Raw genomic sequence first — 16,480 nt, 5'->3', positions numbered from 1 at the left:
TTTCCGCAGGTCAACGCGTTGCCTGCTGGTCACCGGATGTTCACTGACAGGGCTCGGCGGTTCATGATCGCCGCTTAGGGTCGCCCCCCGTGACACCCCGTGACACCACCCCGAGCCGGGTGCGTGCCATCGACGTGGCGCGGGCGGTCGCGGTGGTCGGCGTGGTGGTGAACCACTCGATCGACGGCCTGGTCGGGGCGGGGCTGATCGGCACCGGGCACCCGCTGGATCGGCTGAACGCGGCGCTGTACGTGTTCCGGATGCCGGCGCTGGCGCTGCTGCTGGGGCTGTTCGTCCCGCGATCGGTGGCCAAGCGCGGGATCGCCGGCTACGTGGTGCACCGGGGTGCGGTGCTGGTGTGGCTCTACCTGCTGTGGTTCGCCCTGCAGAGCTCGGTCGAGTCGCTGACCAGCGACTACAAGAACCTGACCCGCCCCTGGGGCGCGATCGTGCGGGTGTGGGAGCCGTTCGCGCACCTGTGGTTCCTGCCGTTCCTGCTGGTGGCGTCGGCGGTGCTGGCGGTGCTGCAGCCGTGGCGCGACCGCACGCGGCAGCTGCTGGCCGGCGGGGGGCTGGTGCTGCTGGGCCTGCTGCTGTGGGGCTGGGACCGCAACGTCGCGGGGCTGACCGGGCAGTCGCTGCTGGCGTTCGCCGCGGTGGGCAGCATGCTCGGGCTGGCCCGGCTGGGTGCGTGGATGCAGCGCTCGGCGGCCGGCTGGACCGCCGCCGGGATCGCGGCGGCGCTGGTGTTCCTGGCCCTGCTGCGGTTCGAGCCGGTGCCCGGCACGCTGCCCGACGACGTCGGCTACGGCACCCGGGCGGTGAGCATGCTGGCCGCGGCGGCCGGCACGGTGGCGCTGCTCGCGGTGGCCGTGCTGCTGTCCCGGCAGGTGCGGGTGGCCGCGTTCCTCGCCGCGATCGGCCGGCGCACGCTGCCGGTCTACCTGGCGCACGTGGTGATCGTCGCCGGGGTGCGGGTGGCGCTGGCCGGGCTCGGCGTCGACCAGCCGGTGCTGATCCTCGCCGTGGCCGTCGTCGCCGGGGTGGGGCTGCCCTACGCGGCGGCGGTGCTCGCCGACGGCCGGCCGTGGGCGAGCTGGCTGTTCGACCTGCCCGCGCCGCTGCGCCGGCGGCTGCCGGGCCCCGTCCCGCGGCCTCCGCAGCCGGCGCCGGACGCGGCGGCGCCCAACAGCGTCGCGCCGGCCAACCACGTGGAGCCGCAGAGCGGCCCGCTCCGCACTGTCCGGCCGTTCCAGCCGGACCACTGATCCACCGACGCGGGATTACCAGCGCAGGTCGCCCGGGCGGCGCTGCGGCGCGGGGGCATCGACGGTCTCGGCGTCGGCGCGGCGGCGCAGCGCCCAGGCGGCGGGCAGCACCAGCCGCGGCGCGACGCCGACCAGGACGGCGGTGAGGACGGCGACCGCTCCACCGACCTCCCCGCACTCCCGGACGAAGGTGGCGGCGGCGACCCAGAAGGCGCTCGCGCCGGCCTGGTCGACCAGCGCGGAGACGCCGGAGAGGCCGGCGGCGGCGACGGCGTAGATGGCCAGCGCGGTGAGCACGCGGCGGCGGTCACGGCGTTCGTTGCGGCTGAGCAGCCACAGCGCGACGAGCACGACGCCGACCACGGCGACGCTGCCGATGGTGGCGAGCAGCGGGCGGTCGTTGACGCCGGCGGTCTCCAGGGCGCGGACGTGCACGGTGCCGCCGGCCTTGACCTGGGCGATGACCGCGGCGATCAGCCCGACGGCCAGCCACCAGGGCCGGCGTCCGGTGGCGCGGGCGGCGCCGAGCAGGGCGGCGAGGGCGGCGGCGGCGAAGAGCGCGGCGACGAACATGCGGGGCACGGCGAGCGGGAGGTCCATGGACCAGAGCCGCCCGGCGCCGCGCTCGTTGCCCGACGTGCGGACGACGAAGCCGACGGCCTCGAGGCTGAGGCCGGTGAGCAGCAGCCCGGCGGAGACCGGGGGCAGCGGGATGCGCCGGCGACGCACCCGGGCCGCGCGGGTGGGGCGGCGGTCACCGGTCAGCGGGGCGACGTCGGCACCGGCCCACTCCCGCTCGCGACGGTCTGCCTCACGCAGCGCGACGCCGATGAGGGGTGCAAGCACCACGGACAGGCCCACCCATCCGACCAGCGCCCATCCCCACCACGGCATGTCTTCCCCATCGGCACGGCGGCCGGGCACCTTGAACCCGGCCCCGGAGAGAACACCGCGTCACCGGGCACAGCCCCGGCGGGGGATGGTGATCGTGAACGGGGACGGTTCGTCCCACGTGCCTCAGCGGTCGCGTCAGTGCGGGGTGCGGGCGAGCTCGGCGAGCAGGTCGCCGGCGAGCTCGGGCCGGCAGATGACCAGGTCGGGCAGCCAGGGGCTGGGCTGGTTGTACTGCAGCGGGGAGCCGTCGAGGCGGCTGGTGTGCAGGCCGGCGGCGCGGGCGACGGCCACGGGCGCGGCGGAGTCCCACTCGTACTGGCCGCCGGCGTGCACGTAGGCGTCGGCCTGGCCGCGGACGACCGCCATCGCCTTCACCCCGGCCGAGCCCATCGGCACGAGGTCGGCGCGCAGCCGGGTGGCGAGCTCGGCGACCATCACCGGCGGCCGGGTGCGGCTGACGGCGAGCCGGACCGGGCCACCCGCGCGGGCGGGCACCGCCGGGGGCTGCGCGGTGCCGATGGTGGCGCCCTCGGCGGGCAGCGCCACGGCGCCGGCGGCCAGCTCGCCGTGCGCCCAGAGCGCGACGTGCACGGCCCAGTCGGCGCGGTCGGGTTCGGCGAACTCCCGGGTGCCGTCGAGCGGGTCGACGATCCAGACACGGTCGGCGGAGAGCCGGGCGGCGTCGTCGGCGCCTTCCTCGGAGAGGACGGCGTCACCGGGGCACAGCTCGGCGAGCTGGGCCATCAGGAAGGCGTGCGACTCGGCGTCGCCGGCGGCCTTGCGGGCGGCGGCGTCGGGCAGGTCGCGCCCGCGGACCTGGAGGAGCAGCTGACCGGCGCGGGTGGCCAGGTCGGCGGCGAGGTCGTGGTCGGACACGGGCTGCCTTCCGTCAGGGATGGGTCGGCCCATCCTGACGGTGCGGGCGACGAGGTGCGGTGCGCGGGTCAGGCGGCGCGGCTGGTGGACCGGAGAACCGACGTCGGCCGGCGGCGCGCCGTGGCGAGACGGGCAGCGCGCTGGTGGTCCTGCTGGTGCGCGGAGCGCCCGAGCGCCGCGGCGACGGGCAGCAGGGCGATCGCCAACACGACCCAGCACGTGAGCACCACCAGCAGCATGCGTTCACCTGTGCCGGGATCACCGCGGGTCATGCACCGACCACGACACGAATCGCCGCGCCCAGGGGATGGACGGGTCCGCTCCACCGGCTGCTGGAAGACAGCGTCAGTAGGCGCCGGAGCCGCGGAACACGGCCCCGACGGTCTTCCAGAGAATCATGAAGTCGAAGGCCAGCGACCAGTTCTCCACGTACCGCACGTCGATCCGCACCGAGTCGTCCCAGGAGAGATCCGACCGGCCGCTGACCTGCCAGAGCCCGGTGATGCCGGGCTTGACCAGGAAGCGGCGGTGCATGTCGAAGCCGTAGCGCTCGACCTCGCTGGGCAGCGGGGGGCGGGGGCCGACGAGGGACATGTCACCGCGCACCACGTTGACCAGCTGGGGCAGCTCGTCGAGGGAGTAGCGGCGCAGCACCTTGCCGACCCGGGTGACCCGCGGGTCGCCCTTCATCTTGAACAGCACGCCGTTGCCGTCGCTGCGCTCGGCGAGGTCGGGCACCATCCGGTCGGCGCCGCTGACCATGCTGCGGAACTTCAGCATCCCGAAGGTCTCGCCGTCGCGGCCGACCCGCTCCTGCCGGTAGAAGACGCCGCCGCGGCTGGTGAGGCCGACGGCGAGCGCGAGCCCGAAGAATGCAGGGAGGATGCACAGCAGACCGACCGCGGCCGCGGTGCGGTCGAACGCCTCCTTGGTGAGCCGGCGGACGCCGCGCAGCTCGGGGCGCTCCATGTGCAGCAGCGGGAGGCCGCAGACCGGGCGGATGCGCACCCGGGGGCCGGCGATCTCGGTGACGGCGGGGGCCAGCAGCAGCTCCGCCTCGGTCTTCTCCAGCTCCCAGCCGAGCCGACGAAGCACCGGCCCGTCGAGCTCGGGCGAGGGCAGCACGGCGACGGTGTCGACCTCGTACTGCCGGACGACGTCGAGCACGTCGTCCAGGCCCCCGAGAACGGGGACGCCGTCGAACTCGACGACCTCCGCGCCCAGTGGGGACGGCGGCAGGCAGCAGCCGATGACCCGGTAGCCGTGGTACGCCTCGCGGTCGATCTGCTCGTGCAGCGCGAGCACGCCGCTCCGGTGCCCGACGAGGATGGCGGTCTGCAGGTAGTCACCACGCCCGCGGCGAACGTGCACCCGCCGGCGCTGCGCATACCGCTGCACCAGCGTCAACACTGTTGCCAACGGCAGGGCGACGACGACGAACCCGCGTGCGAGTTCCAACTGGAATGCCCAGGAGATCGCGCCGACCCCGGCCAGCAGGGCGACCGCGGCAGCGAAGACCCGGCGGAACTCCTCGGCCCCCACCCAGAGGAACCGCTCCTCGTAGGTTCGGGCAACGAGCATCCCCAGGACCCACGCCGGCGGCAGCAGCACGGCCAACCAGACCGAGGCGTGCGCGGGAGCCGAACCGGTAGCCGGCGGCCCGAAGCGCACCAGGTAGCCGACCAGCGCCGCGAGGCTGACGACCACGAGGTCACCCAGCGCGATGTGCCGGACGTACGCCCCCCGCCAGGCCCGCCGGACCCGGGTGCCTTCCCCCCGCAGAGCCGCGCCAGAGAACCGTCGCCGCAGCGATGGTTGACCGGGCCGTGGACGGCCTGCGTCATCGCGCAGTTCGAGCATGGTCATGCAGTGCACCCCCGTGCAGCCGACCGCGGAGAACGGTCGGTGAGAACGACATAGAAGCCGCAGAGAACGAGATCCGCTGTGAGACTGACGCAATTCGCTACGTTGCGTGAGCAGCAGTCACCGAAGGAGTGAAAGGTCCACTCGAACGGTCCTCCGTGCTGGTCGCGGGCCCGTGCGCACATCACAGCGGGCGCTCGTCGTGAGGTCAACCACCCTCAGCCAGTTGTCGGCCAGCTCTCAATGGCAATTCGCGAGAACTGAACTCAGCCGGCGTGGCGGCCCAGGGCGCGGTAGGTCCAGCCGACGGCCACCCAGGTGTCCCGGTCCAGCGCGTTGCGGCCGTCCCCTCGGTGCTGTCGGCTAGCCCCGGTGTTGACGTCCAATGGTCACTCACCAGCTATGCCAGAATGTCCCACGGTGCGGCCTCGCCGGTCTGGCTCGACTACGACGAGCTGAAACGTGCGGCAACGTCCGGCGCCGCCTTGCCCGCGAGGTGCCAGCTGCTGTCGACCAACTGCGGATGGCAGCTGACCGGATGGCAGGGCCGGGCCAAGTCGACGGCTGACGGCACATCGTGCGTTCACCAGGCACCAAGGGGGCGCATACGGCCCTCGTCTCTGCATGGACCATTCGATGCCTGGCACCCCACGGGGCAGCAGGACGCTCCGCAACGTCTGAGTGCGAAGTCGTATGAGCCGCGACGGTGGGTAGGTGCCTGACCTTCCCAGGACCGCGGCCCTCCACGAATCAGCCGGCGCGGCGGCCCAGGGCGCGGTAGGTCCAGCCGGCGGCGACCCAGGTGTCCCGGTCGAGCGCGTTGCGGCCGTCGAGCACCCGCTTCTGCCGCACCACCGTGCCGAAGGCGACCGGGTCCAGCTCCTTGTACTGCTGCCACTCGGTGAGCAGCAGCACGGCGTCGGCGCGGTCGGCTGCCTCCTCGGCGGTGTCGACGACGTCGAGCTGGGGCCAGCTGCGCCGGATGTTCTCCCCCGCCGCCGGGTCGGTCACCTGCACCGCGGCACCCTGCAGCTGCAGCTGCGCGGCGACGTTCAGCGCCGGGGAGTCACGGATGTCGTCGGAGTTGGGCTTGAACGCGGCCCCCAGCACCGCGATGCGCTTGCCGACCAGCGATCCGTCGCAGACCTCCCGGGCCAGCTCGACCATCCGGATCCGGCGGCGCATGTTGATGTTGTCGACCTCCCGCAGGAAGGTCAGCGCCTGATCCGCGCCCAGCTCGCCGGCGCGGGCCATGAAGGCGCGGATGTCCTTGGGCAGGCAGCCGCCGCCGAAGCCGAGGCCGGCGTTGAGGAACTTGCGGCCGATCCGGTCGTCGTGGCCGATGGCGTCGGCCAGTTGCTTCACGTCGGCGCCGGTGGCCTCGCACAGCTCGGCCATGGCGTTGATGAAGGAGATCTTCGTGGCCAGGAAGGAGTTGGCCGCGGTCTTCACCATCTCCGCGGTGGCGTAGTCGGTGATCACCTGCGGGGTCTGCGCGGCGACGATCGGCGCGTACACCTCATCGAGCATTCGGCGGGCGGTGTCGCCGTCGGCGCCGGCGGGCAGGCCGTAGACCAGGCGGTCGGGGTGCAGGGTGTCCTGAACGGCGAAGCCCTCGCGCAGGAACTCCGGGTTCCAGGCCAGGATCGCCCCGGGCACCTTGCCCTCGACGACCTCGGCCAGCCGGGCTGCGGTGCCCACCGGCACGGTCGACTTGCCGGCGACCAGGTCACCAGGCTTGAGCGCCTGCAGCAGCGACTCGACGGCCGCCTCCACGTAGCGCAGGTCGGCGGCGTACTCACCGCGCTTCTGCGGCGTGCCCACGCAGACGAAGTGCACGACCGCGTCGCCCGCGTCGGCCATGTCGGTGCTGAACCGCAACCGGCCGGACGCCAGGGTGCGGTCGAGCAGCTCCGCGAAGCCGGGCTCGTAGAAGGGGGCACGCGCCTGCTGCAACGCCTCGACCTTCGGCCGGTCGACGTCGATGCCCACCACGTCGTGGCCGAGTTCGGCCATCGACGCCGCGTGCACCGCGCCGAGATACCCACAACCGATGACCGAGATCTTCATGCCGTCTCCATGCTCTGATCGAGTGCACTCACAGTGCCAGGCGGCCAGACCGTACGACCTCCCCGGCGCTGAGCCTGGCAGTGAGCGTGTCGAGGTCGAGGCTGCCTCATTCGAGCCTCCACCCACCCCGATGACCGCACTGGGTCATCGACTGTCCCCCGCCAGTGCGTCGGCGATCCCCCGGAAGGGCGACTCCGACACCCTCCTGGACGGCACGTGGGGGCCGAACCGACGGACAGACGCAACCAGCCGACGAGCACCGAGTCCACCACGGCGTTCGGCCGCCACCAAGGCGGACGGTCAGTACGACGGTCGACGGCGGAGACTCTGGCGGATCAGCCACCTGCCCAGGGGCGCGTCCGCCGGGTCGGTTCCAGGGCCGGGAGCGGCCGCGCGTCGTCGGCGCGACGCAGGTGCCAGCCCGCCGGCAGGACCAGGTGGGGTACGACGCCGACGAGCACGGCGACCAGGAAGGCGACGGCGGCCAGCCCCTCGCAGGACTCCTCCACGAACGTCGCGGTCGCGGCCAGGACACTGCCCCGACCCAGGACCTGCTCCACGGCGGAGCTGACCGCCGACAGCCCGACGGAGGCGAAGGCGAAGGCGGCGAGGCTGCCGAGCACGCGCCGGCGGTCCCGACGCTCCCGCCTGCTCAACCACCACAACCACCCCACGACGGCGACGGCCATCGGCGCGGAGACGACGAGCGCGCGCAAGGCATCGTCGTAGGCGCCGACGCTCTCCAAGAACGATTTGTGCACCGTGCTACCGGCCTTGACCGCCGCGATACCGGCGGCGGTGAACGCCACCGCTGTCCACCAGGTGCGCCGGCCGGGGAACCGCCCGGCCCCGAGGACGGCGACCACCGCAGCGACCGCGAACACCAGCCCGACCGCGAGCCGGGGGACGGAGTACGGGAGCTCCATGGACAGGCGCGCCACGGCCCGGGGGACGTCGGCCACTCTGACCACGTACCCGACAGCCTCCAGACCGACGACTGTGGCGGCGCGTGCGACCCCGAGAGGTGGCAGCGGGATGCTGCGACGCCTCCGCCCGTATGCCGACGTGGGATCTGTTCACCGGAGCGGGATCGTGAGCAGAGGACGCTACGTGACACAACGACCCCGGGGAGTGAAGACCGTGCTCAGTGCAACTGCTGGTGTGCCCGAGGTGCCGAGATCGCCGCTCAGCCCGGTTGAACGGTCATGATCGTCTGATGCCCCAGCTCGGCGCCGGTCGACTGACCCCCGCACCCACTGGCCTCGCGATCAGACGCGTCTCCCACCTGCACCTGCACCGGTTCCGGCCGGTCGGCGACGAGTAATTCGGCAACACTGTGCACTACCCCTGCCGGTGCGGAGTGGTCCGGACAGGTATTTGACCCAGCTGCCACGCGGCTCCGATCGACGACGTGCCGCCCGGGCCGAACGAGAACAGCGGCGCCCGACCTGGCTGGTCCGGCGCGGCCTGGTGGCGGCCGAACGCCCCGGCGTCGTCGTACCCCAGTCGCTGGTCTTCCCAACGCCCCGCCCGCCCGATCGCCACCATGGCGAGGAGCGCGACGACGGACGCCACGGCCCAGGTGCTCGCGATCCAGGTGATGATCATGCACCGATGGTGCGACGTCCTCCGGCGCCGCTGCGACCCTTGTCCCCGCGAGAGTGATGAGGTGCCCCCTTCAGCGCACAGCCGGGGACCGGAACTCACGCTCGGTGACCGGCTGCGGCGGTCAACTCTCCTCGTGCCGGGGCCCGACGGGGACCTGTGACCCACACTCGAGGACGCACGCCATGGCACGAGCCGGGCATCTGGGAGCCACCGGGGGAGCACCTGCACGACTCAGTCCGAGACGTGCGCCGGTGACCGGCCAGCCGAGCCGGGTTCGCTGGCGTTCCGCCGTGGCCATCGGCCACAGAGTCCAGACGGTGGTCCGTACCGCAGACAGTCAGGATCCGTTCGATGGATGCACCGGACGGGTGGGGTGCACCCCCGCACCGCGTCGTCCGGTCATCCGACCTGGCTGGCTCAGCGTTGAGCACGTCAACGAGCCGCCACGTCGGAGCAGTGCCGTCGATGTCCGCCCCCGGTCTCGCGGAGTCCTTTCGGCTGCCACCCCGACAGGCATGCTCCCCTCCACGTGACGAGGTGGACTCGAGGTCACAGGAACCTCCCACGCCACTCCGCTCACTGCTCGACCCGACGCGCCGGATGGCGGACCGCCGACCGGTCCCTTTCTGACTACCGTCGCACCATGCGCTTGCTCTTCGTGTGCACCGGCAACATGTGCCGCTCCCCACTGGCCGAGCGGCTCACACTTGCCTGGGCGCACGAGGACCTGGGGGCAGATTCTGCGCAGGTCTGGATAGCCAGCGCGGGTACCGACGCCCAACCGGGTCGCCCGATGGAGACGCGGAGCGCTCGCGCCCTGATGGAGCTCGGTGGCACCCCGGACGGCTTCCTGGCCCGGGATCTCGAGCCTGGCATGGCGGAGGCCACCGACCTGGTGCTGACCATGACGCGTCGGCACCGCAACAAGGTTCTGAAGCGGTCACCACGGGCCATGCGCTGGACCTTCGCGCTGGCGGAGGCAGCTGCCCTGCTGCCGCTGGCAGACACCGCGGGGGTGAGCCGTCTGCCGCTGGATCAGCGAGCCGGTGCCCTGGCTGCACGACTGAACGCCGCCCGCCCCCAGCGACCGGCCACTGCCGCCGACGACATCCCCGACCCGATCGGGCAGCCGCAGGCCTTCCACTCTGAGGTCGGCGCACGTGTTGCTGGGTGCCTGGAACCGCTGGCCCAGCTGCTTTTCGCCCCCGTCCTGCAGATACCCACCCCCCGGCCGGCCGTGCAGATGGGTCCGGCGACCGTAGCGATGCCCCTGGCCTTGCCGCCCCTTCCCCCCCTCCGGCGCGGCACGCTCGTGAACCGCTGACCCAAGGCCCTTCCCGCCGACCACACACGCGCGACGATCACCCAGCATGGTGCGACCGGCCGCACCGGCTTTCCCCGACCGGTCTCGTCACGCGATGAGCGCGGTCGCGCGCGGCCGCCGCGGAGGACGGGCCACACGCTCCGCGCACTCTCCCGATCCCCATCTCCCCGGCGAGGTGGACACCCGAAAGCCGCCGAAGCCACCGTCCGGCCGATGGCCCACCCTCCGTCAGCGGCACCGGCCGGTGGCCCGAGCCGGGCGGCTGTCGTGCCGAGCGCGCGAACGGGTCGTCCACGGTCGCGCACTCGTCCCGATGGCCGACTGACCCACTCACCCTGGTCCAGCGGTAGCGGTCGTCGAAGATGCGCCGCTCCGCGACGACCATGCCGGGCAGCGCGGGTCGGGTTCACCTGCCCGCGAGCCCCAACCACCCCAGACGGCTTCCCCTGCCCCAACCCGGTCTCGAAAGACCGACTCCGGTGCCCGGCTCCGCTTAGGGTCGCCCCGATGGTCACCATGAGCACGGGGACGGTTCGATGAACGAGGACCGGACGAGTCGACGCGATGACAAGGGGGACGTCTCCGACGACACCCTCACCATGGACCTGGCGCTGCGCCCGCGACCCGACAGCGCGACCACCGGCGTCACCGCGGACGCCCCGGACCGGCCGGACGCCCCGGCCACTGACCCGGCGCCGCGCCGCCGCTTGCTGAAACGGACGCTGCTCAGCCTGGGGGTGTTGGCTCTCGTCGTCGCGCTGGTCGTGGGGGGCGGCTTCTGGTACCTCACCAACCGCTACGCCGGGAACGTCGACCGGGTCGGAGACGTCTTCGCCGGCATCGACGAGGGATCCCGGCCCGCCGCCCCGAGCCCGACCGCCGGCGAGACGCCGGTCACCTTCCTGCTGGTCGGCTCGGACACCCGCGCCGAAGTGCAAGACGGCGAACTGCCCGACGCCCGCTCCGACGCGATCATGATCGCCCGGCTCTCGGGCGACCGGCAGCACGCTCAGGTGGTGTCGATCCCACGGGACTCCTGGGTCGACATCCCCGGACACGGGACGAGCAAGATCAACGCGGCCTACGCCCTGGGGGGTCCGAGTCTTCTCATCCAGACCGTCGAACAGCTGACCGGGGTCCGGATCGACCACTACGCCGCGATCAGCTTCAACGGGCTGATCCAGGTCACGGACGACCTCGGAGGCGTCGACGTGGTCGTCGCCGAGACCACCAGCAACGGGCCGTACACCTTCACGGCCGGCCTCAATCACCTCAACGGGGACCAGGCGCGCTGGTACGTGGGCCAGCGCTACGACCTGCCCGGTGGCGACTTCGACCGGGTGAAGCGGCAGCAGAACTACCTCAGGTCCATGTTCGGCAAGCTGTTCAGCCAGGACACCTTCAGCGACCTCGGCCGACTGGACGGCGTCCTGCGCACGGTCACCGGCGCGATCGCCGTGGACGACTCCCTGGGCACCACCGACCTCCTCACCCTGGGCTACTCGGCCCGCGATCTCCGACCTGAGGACGTGGAGTTCTTCACCGCACCGGTGCTCGGCACCGGCCGGGAAGGCGCGGCCAGCGTCGTCTACCTCGACAGCGTCACCGGCGACCGGATGTGGGGCTACCTGCAGACCGACTCCCTCGGCCCCAACGCCGACGAGTTCAGCGACCAGGCACTCCCGGACACGCCGCGCTGATCCACCCCCTCCGCCGACAGGGCGGGTGATCCGGGCGCCCGGGTCACCCGCCCTGTCCCGTCCTGCCGGCGGGCCCTCCCGCCAGGACAGCGAACCGTCCCAGCACCTGCAGGATCGCATCGGCCACGCGCTCACCGACCTGCTGCTGCACGGCCAGTGGGCGGCCGATGGGGTCGGGCACGTCGTCGTCCCGGCGGAGCGGGCGCCGCCCCCGCGCAGCGGCCATCCGGGCGACCAGCCCCCGGGCGCGCTCAGCCAGGTCGTCACCGGGCAGGTCGAGGTCCTCCCCCAGCGCCTCGAGCACGGCGGCGGCCTCCAGCAGGGTGAACGTCCGGTTGAGCGCCCGGGGCGCCAGGAACACCACGTCGTCGCGCTGCGCCCGGGTCATGGTCAGCACCAGATGGGCACCCTGGACGACCTGAGCCGTCAGCTGGCGCCCGACGTGCCCGTCCGGACTGCCACCCAGCCCCGCGAGGACCAGCGCCGTGTCGGGGTGCATGGCACTACCGACGACGGCGGCGGTCCCCGCGCTGGTCAACTGGATCTCGCCGGCCCGGTCGCCGAGCACCTCGTCCAGATAGGCGCGACCCAGCCGGTCGGCCAGCGCGGAGCGGCAGACGTTGCCGGTGCAGACGAAGAGCACCCGGAAGGCGGGGGAGCTGCGGACGTGACCGTCGGCAGCACCCGCCACATCCGTCACTCGAACCTCCGACACCCCGCAGTACAGGCGCGGCTCGCGTCGCGCCATGACCAGGCTACTTAGGGTCTCGACATGCGCATCCTGTTCGTCTGCACCGGCAACATCTGCCGTTCTCCGCTAGCTGAGCGCTTGGCGACGGTGTGGGCTGAACAGTCTCTGGGCCGAAACGCCGCAGGGATTGCCATCCGGAGCGCAGGCTTTGAGGGGCTCGACGGCAAGCCGATGGACAAGCGAAGTGGGCGTGCCCTGATCGATCTCGGGGGTGACCCCACGGGCTTCACCGCGCGCACGCTCGTCGCGCCGATGGCCGACCGGGCCGATCTGGTGCTGACGATGACCCGTCGCCACCGTCGTCTCGTGCTCGCCGGTGCCCCCCGGGCTCTGCGCCGGACCTTCACACTGCCGGAGGCCGCGGACCTGTTGCACCAGGTGGACGTCACTGGGATCGCCGAGCTGCCCCTCGCCGAACGTGCCCGGGAGCTGGCGGTGCGCCTGAACTCCGGGCGGGCCCACCGCCGCACCGATGAGGCGGACGACGTGGAGGACCCGATCGGGCAGTCCTCGACCGTGCACGCCGACGTGGCCGGACACATCGCCGCCACGCTGCGCCCACTCGCCGACGTGCTGTTCGCGCAGAGCTGGGCCACCGCACGCTGGGCGCCGACCGGCGAGCTGCTCGCCCAGTCCTGAGCTGCGCAGGGCGCGGAGCCGCGAACCACCGCGAAGGCCCGGGTCGTACCGGCCCGGGCCTTCGCGCGCTCAGTAGGCCCCGGAGCCGCCGCGCACCGCCCCGATGGTCTTCCAGAGGATGAACAGGTCCATGCCGAAGGACCAGTTCTCGACGTAGCGGACGTCCATCCGCACGGAGTCGTCCCAGGACAGGTCGGACCTGCCGCTGATCTGCCAGAGGCCGGTCATCCCCGGCTTGACCAGGAAGCGTCGGTGCATGTCGAAGCCGTAACGGTCGGTCTCGTGCGGGAGCGGTGGCCGCGGCCCCACCAGCGACATCTGCCCCCTCAGCACGTTGATCAACTGAGGCATCTCGTCGAGGGAGTAGCGGCGCAGAAAGCGCCCGACCCGGGTCACCCGGGGGTCCTCGCGCATCTTGAAGAGCACCTCGTTGCCGTCACTGCGCTGGACCAGCTCGGCCAGGCGACGGTCGGCGTCGACGACCATCGACCGGAACTTCAGCATGGTGAAGGTCCGCCCATCGCGGCCGACCCGCTGCTGCCGGTAGAACACCGGACCCGGGGAGGTGCACTTGACCGCCAGGGCGATGGCCAGGACGAAGGGCAGGAGCAGGACGAGGCCCACGGCGGCTGAGGCGACATCGAAGGCGTCCTTCGCGACACGCCGGGCACCCCCGAGCTCCGGACGCTCGACGTGCAGCAGCGGCAGGCCGGCCACGGGCCGGATGGCCACCCGCGGACCGGCCACCTCCGTCACCGCAGGCGCCAGGAGCAGCTCCGCACTGGTCCGTTCGAGGTCCCAGCCCAGCTGTCGAAGAGCTGGACCCTCGAGCTCGGGGTTGGGGAGCACGGCGACGACGTCGATGTCGTTACGCTGGACGACCTCCAGGACGTCGCCGAGCCCGCCGAGCACCGGGAGCCCGTCGGGGTCCGGGGACAGCCGGGACGAGCCGGCCGGCAGGCAGCAACCCACCATGTCGAGGCCGTGGTGGACGCTGGCGTCCACCAGCTCGTGCAGCGCAGCGACACCGCTCTGATGCCCGACGACCAACGTGCGCTGCATGTGCAGCCCGCGGCCTCGCTGCCGGTGGAGGATCTGCCGGCGCGCATAGCGCGCAATGAGGGTCAGCACCGTGGCCAGGGGCAGCGCGACGATGACGAAACCGCGCGCGATGTCCCACTTGAAGGCCCAGCTGCCCGTGCCGAAGGCGGCGAGCACCCACACCCCGGCGGTGGTGACCCGGCGGAACTCATCGGCGCCGATCCAGAGGAACCTGTCCTCGTAGGACCGGTTGGCGAACATGGCCGCCACCCAGACGAACGGCAGCAGGACGACAACTGCCGCAGCTTGCACCGGGCCTCGGGAGGCCAGTGCGCCAGAGCCGTCACCGAAGCGGACGAAGAAGCCCGCCGCGCAACCGATCAAGGCACACGTGAAGTCGCCCAGGGCGATGGAGCGGACGTAACTGCTGCGCCAACGGTTGCGGTCCGCACCGGGCGCCGTCAGGGCCTCACCCTCAGCGGGATCCACCCGCCGCAGGGCCGAGGGACCCACCCGTTCCGGCGGAAGCCATGCGGGCACCACCATTCACCAACCCCCGTGATCATCTGCCGAGCCGTGGCCGGCACCATCGGCACCCATGACAGGAGGTGCGCCGTGAAACTACCCGGCGGATCTGCTGTCCGGGAAGACCAAGTCCGTTCCGAAATTCAGGAAACGCCCAGTTCAGCAGTGGGATCAGCCACCCTGGACGCAGCAGTCACTTCGGACCCACGAGTTCCGTCGACCGCTGGCGGCGGCACGACACGGCACACTGGCCGCCCGTCCGCCCAGGGACCGTCCGGTCAGTGGCGGGAACCGCCGCGAACGACCGGGACCGGGCTGGTGTCGGCACTGAGTCGACGGCGACCCTTCGCCGTGCGCTCCACGGCGACGCCGTCGGCCGGGTCGGGAGAGGCGTCGTAGGCGTAGCTGTAGCCGTACCCGTAACCCTCGGCAGCCTTGGGTGGGATCCGGTTGAGCAGGACGCCCAGCAGCTTGGCCTCGATGCGGTGCAGGTTGGTCGCCGCCTGGTGGAGCTGGGCCCTCGTGGTCACCCCGTGCCGCGCCACCAGGATCGCCCCATCGGCCGCCACGGAGAGCACCGCACCATCGGTGACGGGGAGGAGCGGCGGGGCGTCGATGAGGACGAAGTCGTTGTGCCGGCGAGCCTCGTCGAGCAGGGCACGCATCTGCTGGGATCCCAGCATCTCGCTCGGGTTCGGCGGCATGGGGCCGGCTGCGAGCACCGTGAGGTTGCCGTTGCCGTAGGGCTGGATCAGCTCGTCGTAGCTGGCCGTGCCGGCCAGGACGTTGGAGACGCCCGCGCCGCTGATCATCCCGAGGTATCGGGTGACGCGGGGACGGCGGAGGTCGGCCTCGATCAGCGCCACTCGGGCACCCGACTGGGCGAGCACCACGGCCAGGTTCACCGCGATCGTCGTCTTGCCCTCGCCGGGGAGGGAGCTGGTGACCACGATCGTGCGAGCCGGCTCGTCGACGCCCAGGAACTGGAGGTTGGTACGGATCTGCCGGTAGGCCTCAGCCGTCTCCGAGTAGCCGTCGTCGTCGGTGACCACGTGGTGCTCGTGGAGATTCGGATCCTCCAACAGCGCACCGACCAGTCCGACCCCGGTCAGCTCCTGAACGTCGTCGGCGGTCTTGACGGTGTTGTCCATCCGCTCACGGAGCACCGCGGCGGCGGCTCCGAGCAGCAGCCCGACGAGACCACCGAGGGCCAGGTTCCGCAGCGGTTGCGGGCTCGCCGGTGACTGGGCCACCTCCGGCGCCTCGGTGACGGTCACCTTCACGGTCGAACTGGCCGCACCGTCTGGCGTCTCGAGCTCGGTGACCAGGCTGGTGAACTGCTGCCCCAGTGCCGCCGCGATGTCCCGGGCCTCGGTGGCGGACGGACGGGTCACCGTGACGTCGAGCAGCACGGTGTCCGGGATCGTCGTCGCGCTGATGCTCGTGGCGAGGGCATCAGGGGTCTCGTCCAGACCGAGCTGGTCGACCACCCGAGCCGCGAGCTGGGTGCCGGTGAGCAACTGGACGTAGGACGTGACCCGCTGCTGGGAGAACAGGTTGCCCTGGTACGCCGTGGAGGTGCTGTCAGTACCCGTTGTCGACACGAAGAGCTGGGTCGAGGACGGGTAGAGCGGCGTCGCCTGCCACGTCACGAGCCCAGCCGCGCACAGCCCGGCCAGCAGGCCGGCGACCAGCAGCCACCAACCAGCACGGAGGGCCTGCAGGACGTCCTTCAGTTCCACGAACTGGCCTCGCTCTCAGGAGGTCGAACGGAGTGAGTGCGCCGTCCGTGGCGAACCAGGTTGTTCAAGGCGGAAGGATACAGCGCGGGATCGTCTCCCAACAGCAGTGCGGGAGCACATGTCGGCATCGCGTGGTGACGTGCCGGCGCCGGGGCGATCGACCACCTGTTCGCGCACGG

At 72.1% G+C, this 16,480-nt stretch carries 14 protein-coding genes; 4 read left to right on the top strand and 10 right to left on the bottom strand.

The features are described 5' to 3' along the window. The first annotated feature begins 89 nt into the window (after positions 1-89). Positions 90-1,268, top strand: a complete 1,179-nt coding sequence (locus ACI79A_RS02460; RefSeq protein ID WP_457079557.1) for an acyltransferase family protein — start codon at positions 90-92, stop codon at positions 1,266-1,268. 15 nt (positions 1,269-1,283) lie between these two features. On the opposite strand, the gene ACI79A_RS02455 is transcribed toward ACI79A_RS02460, so the two are convergent. From ACI79A_RS02455 to ACI79A_RS02425, 7 genes are all read right to left on the bottom strand, one after another. Beyond that, positions 1,284-2,117, bottom strand: a complete 834-nt coding sequence (locus ACI79A_RS02455; protein ID WP_457079555.1) for a hypothetical protein — start codon at positions 2,115-2,117, stop codon at positions 1,284-1,286. Between the two features lie 180 nt (positions 2,118-2,297). Continuing rightward, positions 2,298-3,038: a 3'(2'),5'-bisphosphate nucleotidase CysQ gene (locus ACI79A_RS02450; RefSeq protein ID WP_457079553.1), complete on the bottom strand. Its 741-nt coding sequence runs from the start codon at positions 3,036-3,038 to the stop codon at positions 2,298-2,300. Between the two features lie 68 nt (positions 3,039-3,106). After that, entirely contained in the window at positions 3,107-3,277 is a 171-nt protein-coding gene (locus ACI79A_RS02445) for a hypothetical protein (RefSeq protein ID WP_457079551.1), read from the bottom strand. 106 nt (positions 3,278-3,383) lie between these two features. Further along, entirely contained in the window at positions 3,384-4,745 is a 1,362-nt protein-coding gene (locus ACI79A_RS02440) for a sugar transferase (RefSeq protein WP_457079549.1), read from the bottom strand. Between the two features lie 906 nt (positions 4,746-5,651). After that, positions 5,652-6,971, bottom strand: a complete 1,320-nt coding sequence (locus ACI79A_RS02435; RefSeq protein ID WP_457079547.1) for a UDP-glucose dehydrogenase family protein — start codon at positions 6,969-6,971, stop codon at positions 5,652-5,654. Between the two features lie 335 nt (positions 6,972-7,306). Further along, complete coding sequence (locus ACI79A_RS02430) at positions 7,307-7,933, bottom strand: hypothetical protein (RefSeq protein WP_457079545.1); 627 nt, start codon at positions 7,931-7,933, stop codon at positions 7,307-7,309. Between the two features lie 379 nt (positions 7,934-8,312). Continuing rightward, entirely contained in the window at positions 8,313-8,579 is a 267-nt protein-coding gene (locus ACI79A_RS02425) for a hypothetical protein (RefSeq protein ID WP_457079543.1), read from the bottom strand. Between the two features lie 643 nt (positions 8,580-9,222). Here ACI79A_RS02425 and ACI79A_RS02420 point away from each other — a divergent pair. Together ACI79A_RS02420 and ACI79A_RS02415 are read left to right on the top strand one after the other, a co-directional pair. Beyond that, positions 9,223-9,903: an arsenate reductase/protein-tyrosine-phosphatase family protein gene (locus ACI79A_RS02420; protein WP_457079541.1), complete on the top strand. Its 681-nt coding sequence runs from the start codon at positions 9,223-9,225 to the stop codon at positions 9,901-9,903. A gap of 536 nt (positions 9,904-10,439) precedes the next feature. Continuing rightward, positions 10,440-11,603 carry an LCP family protein gene (locus ACI79A_RS02415; protein WP_457079539.1) on the top strand — a complete coding sequence of 388 codons (1,164 nt, stop codon included), beginning with the start codon at positions 10,440-10,442 and terminating at the stop codon, positions 11,601-11,603. A 43-nt stretch (positions 11,604-11,646) separates the two neighbouring features. Here the strand turns inward: ACI79A_RS02415 and ACI79A_RS02410 are convergent, their stop codons facing one another. Next, on the bottom strand, positions 11,647-12,294 hold the full coding sequence (locus ACI79A_RS02410; protein WP_457079537.1) for an arsenate reductase/protein-tyrosine-phosphatase family protein: 648 nt from the start codon (positions 12,292-12,294) through the stop codon (positions 11,647-11,649). An 81-nt stretch (positions 12,295-12,375) separates the two neighbouring features. On the opposite strand from ACI79A_RS02410, the gene ACI79A_RS02405 reads away from it, so the two are divergent. Further along, positions 12,376-12,993, top strand: a complete 618-nt coding sequence (locus tag ACI79A_RS02405) for an arsenate reductase/protein-tyrosine-phosphatase family protein (protein WP_457079535.1) — start codon at positions 12,376-12,378, stop codon at positions 12,991-12,993. A gap of 69 nt (positions 12,994-13,062) precedes the next feature. On the opposite strand, the gene ACI79A_RS02400 is transcribed toward ACI79A_RS02405, so the two are convergent. Then, positions 13,063-14,580, bottom strand: coding sequence for a sugar transferase (locus ACI79A_RS02400; RefSeq protein ID WP_457079533.1), 1,518 nt, complete (start codon positions 14,578-14,580; stop codon positions 13,063-13,065). 257 nt (positions 14,581-14,837) lie between these two features. Then, positions 14,838-16,301 (bottom strand): polysaccharide biosynthesis tyrosine autokinase, encoded by a 1,464-nt coding sequence (locus ACI79A_RS02395; RefSeq protein ID WP_457079531.1) that lies wholly within the window; start codon positions 16,299-16,301, stop codon positions 14,838-14,840. Positions 16,302-16,480 lie beyond the last annotated feature (179 nt).

It is taken from the genome of Modestobacter sp. SYSU DS0657 (assembly GCF_054050925.1).
The sequence above is the reverse complement of the archived record's forward strand: the minus strand, read 5'-3'. Positions and strand labels throughout refer to the sequence as shown.

Coding starts and splice junctions, on each gene's coding strand:
- ACI79A_RS02400 (WP_457079533.1), bottom strand. CDS start 14,580: ATGGTGGTGCCCGCATGGCTTCCGCCGGAACGGGTGGGTCCCTCGGCC.
- ACI79A_RS02435 (WP_457079547.1), bottom strand. CDS start 6,971: ATGAAGATCTCGGTCATCGGTTGTGGGTATCTCGGCGCGGTGCACGCG.
- ACI79A_RS02415 (WP_457079539.1), top strand. CDS start 10,440: ATGAACGAGGACCGGACGAGTCGACGCGATGACAAGGGGGACGTCTCC.
- ACI79A_RS02420 (WP_457079541.1), top strand. CDS start 9,223: ATGCGCTTGCTCTTCGTGTGCACCGGCAACATGTGCCGCTCCCCACTG.
- ACI79A_RS02445 (WP_457079551.1), bottom strand. CDS start 3,277: ATGCTGCTGGTGGTGCTCACGTGCTGGGTCGTGTTGGCGATCGCCCTG.
- ACI79A_RS02425 (WP_457079543.1), bottom strand. CDS start 8,579: ATGATCATCACCTGGATCGCGAGCACCTGGGCCGTGGCGTCCGTCGTC.
- ACI79A_RS02405 (WP_457079535.1), top strand. CDS start 12,376: ATGCGCATCCTGTTCGTCTGCACCGGCAACATCTGCCGTTCTCCGCTA.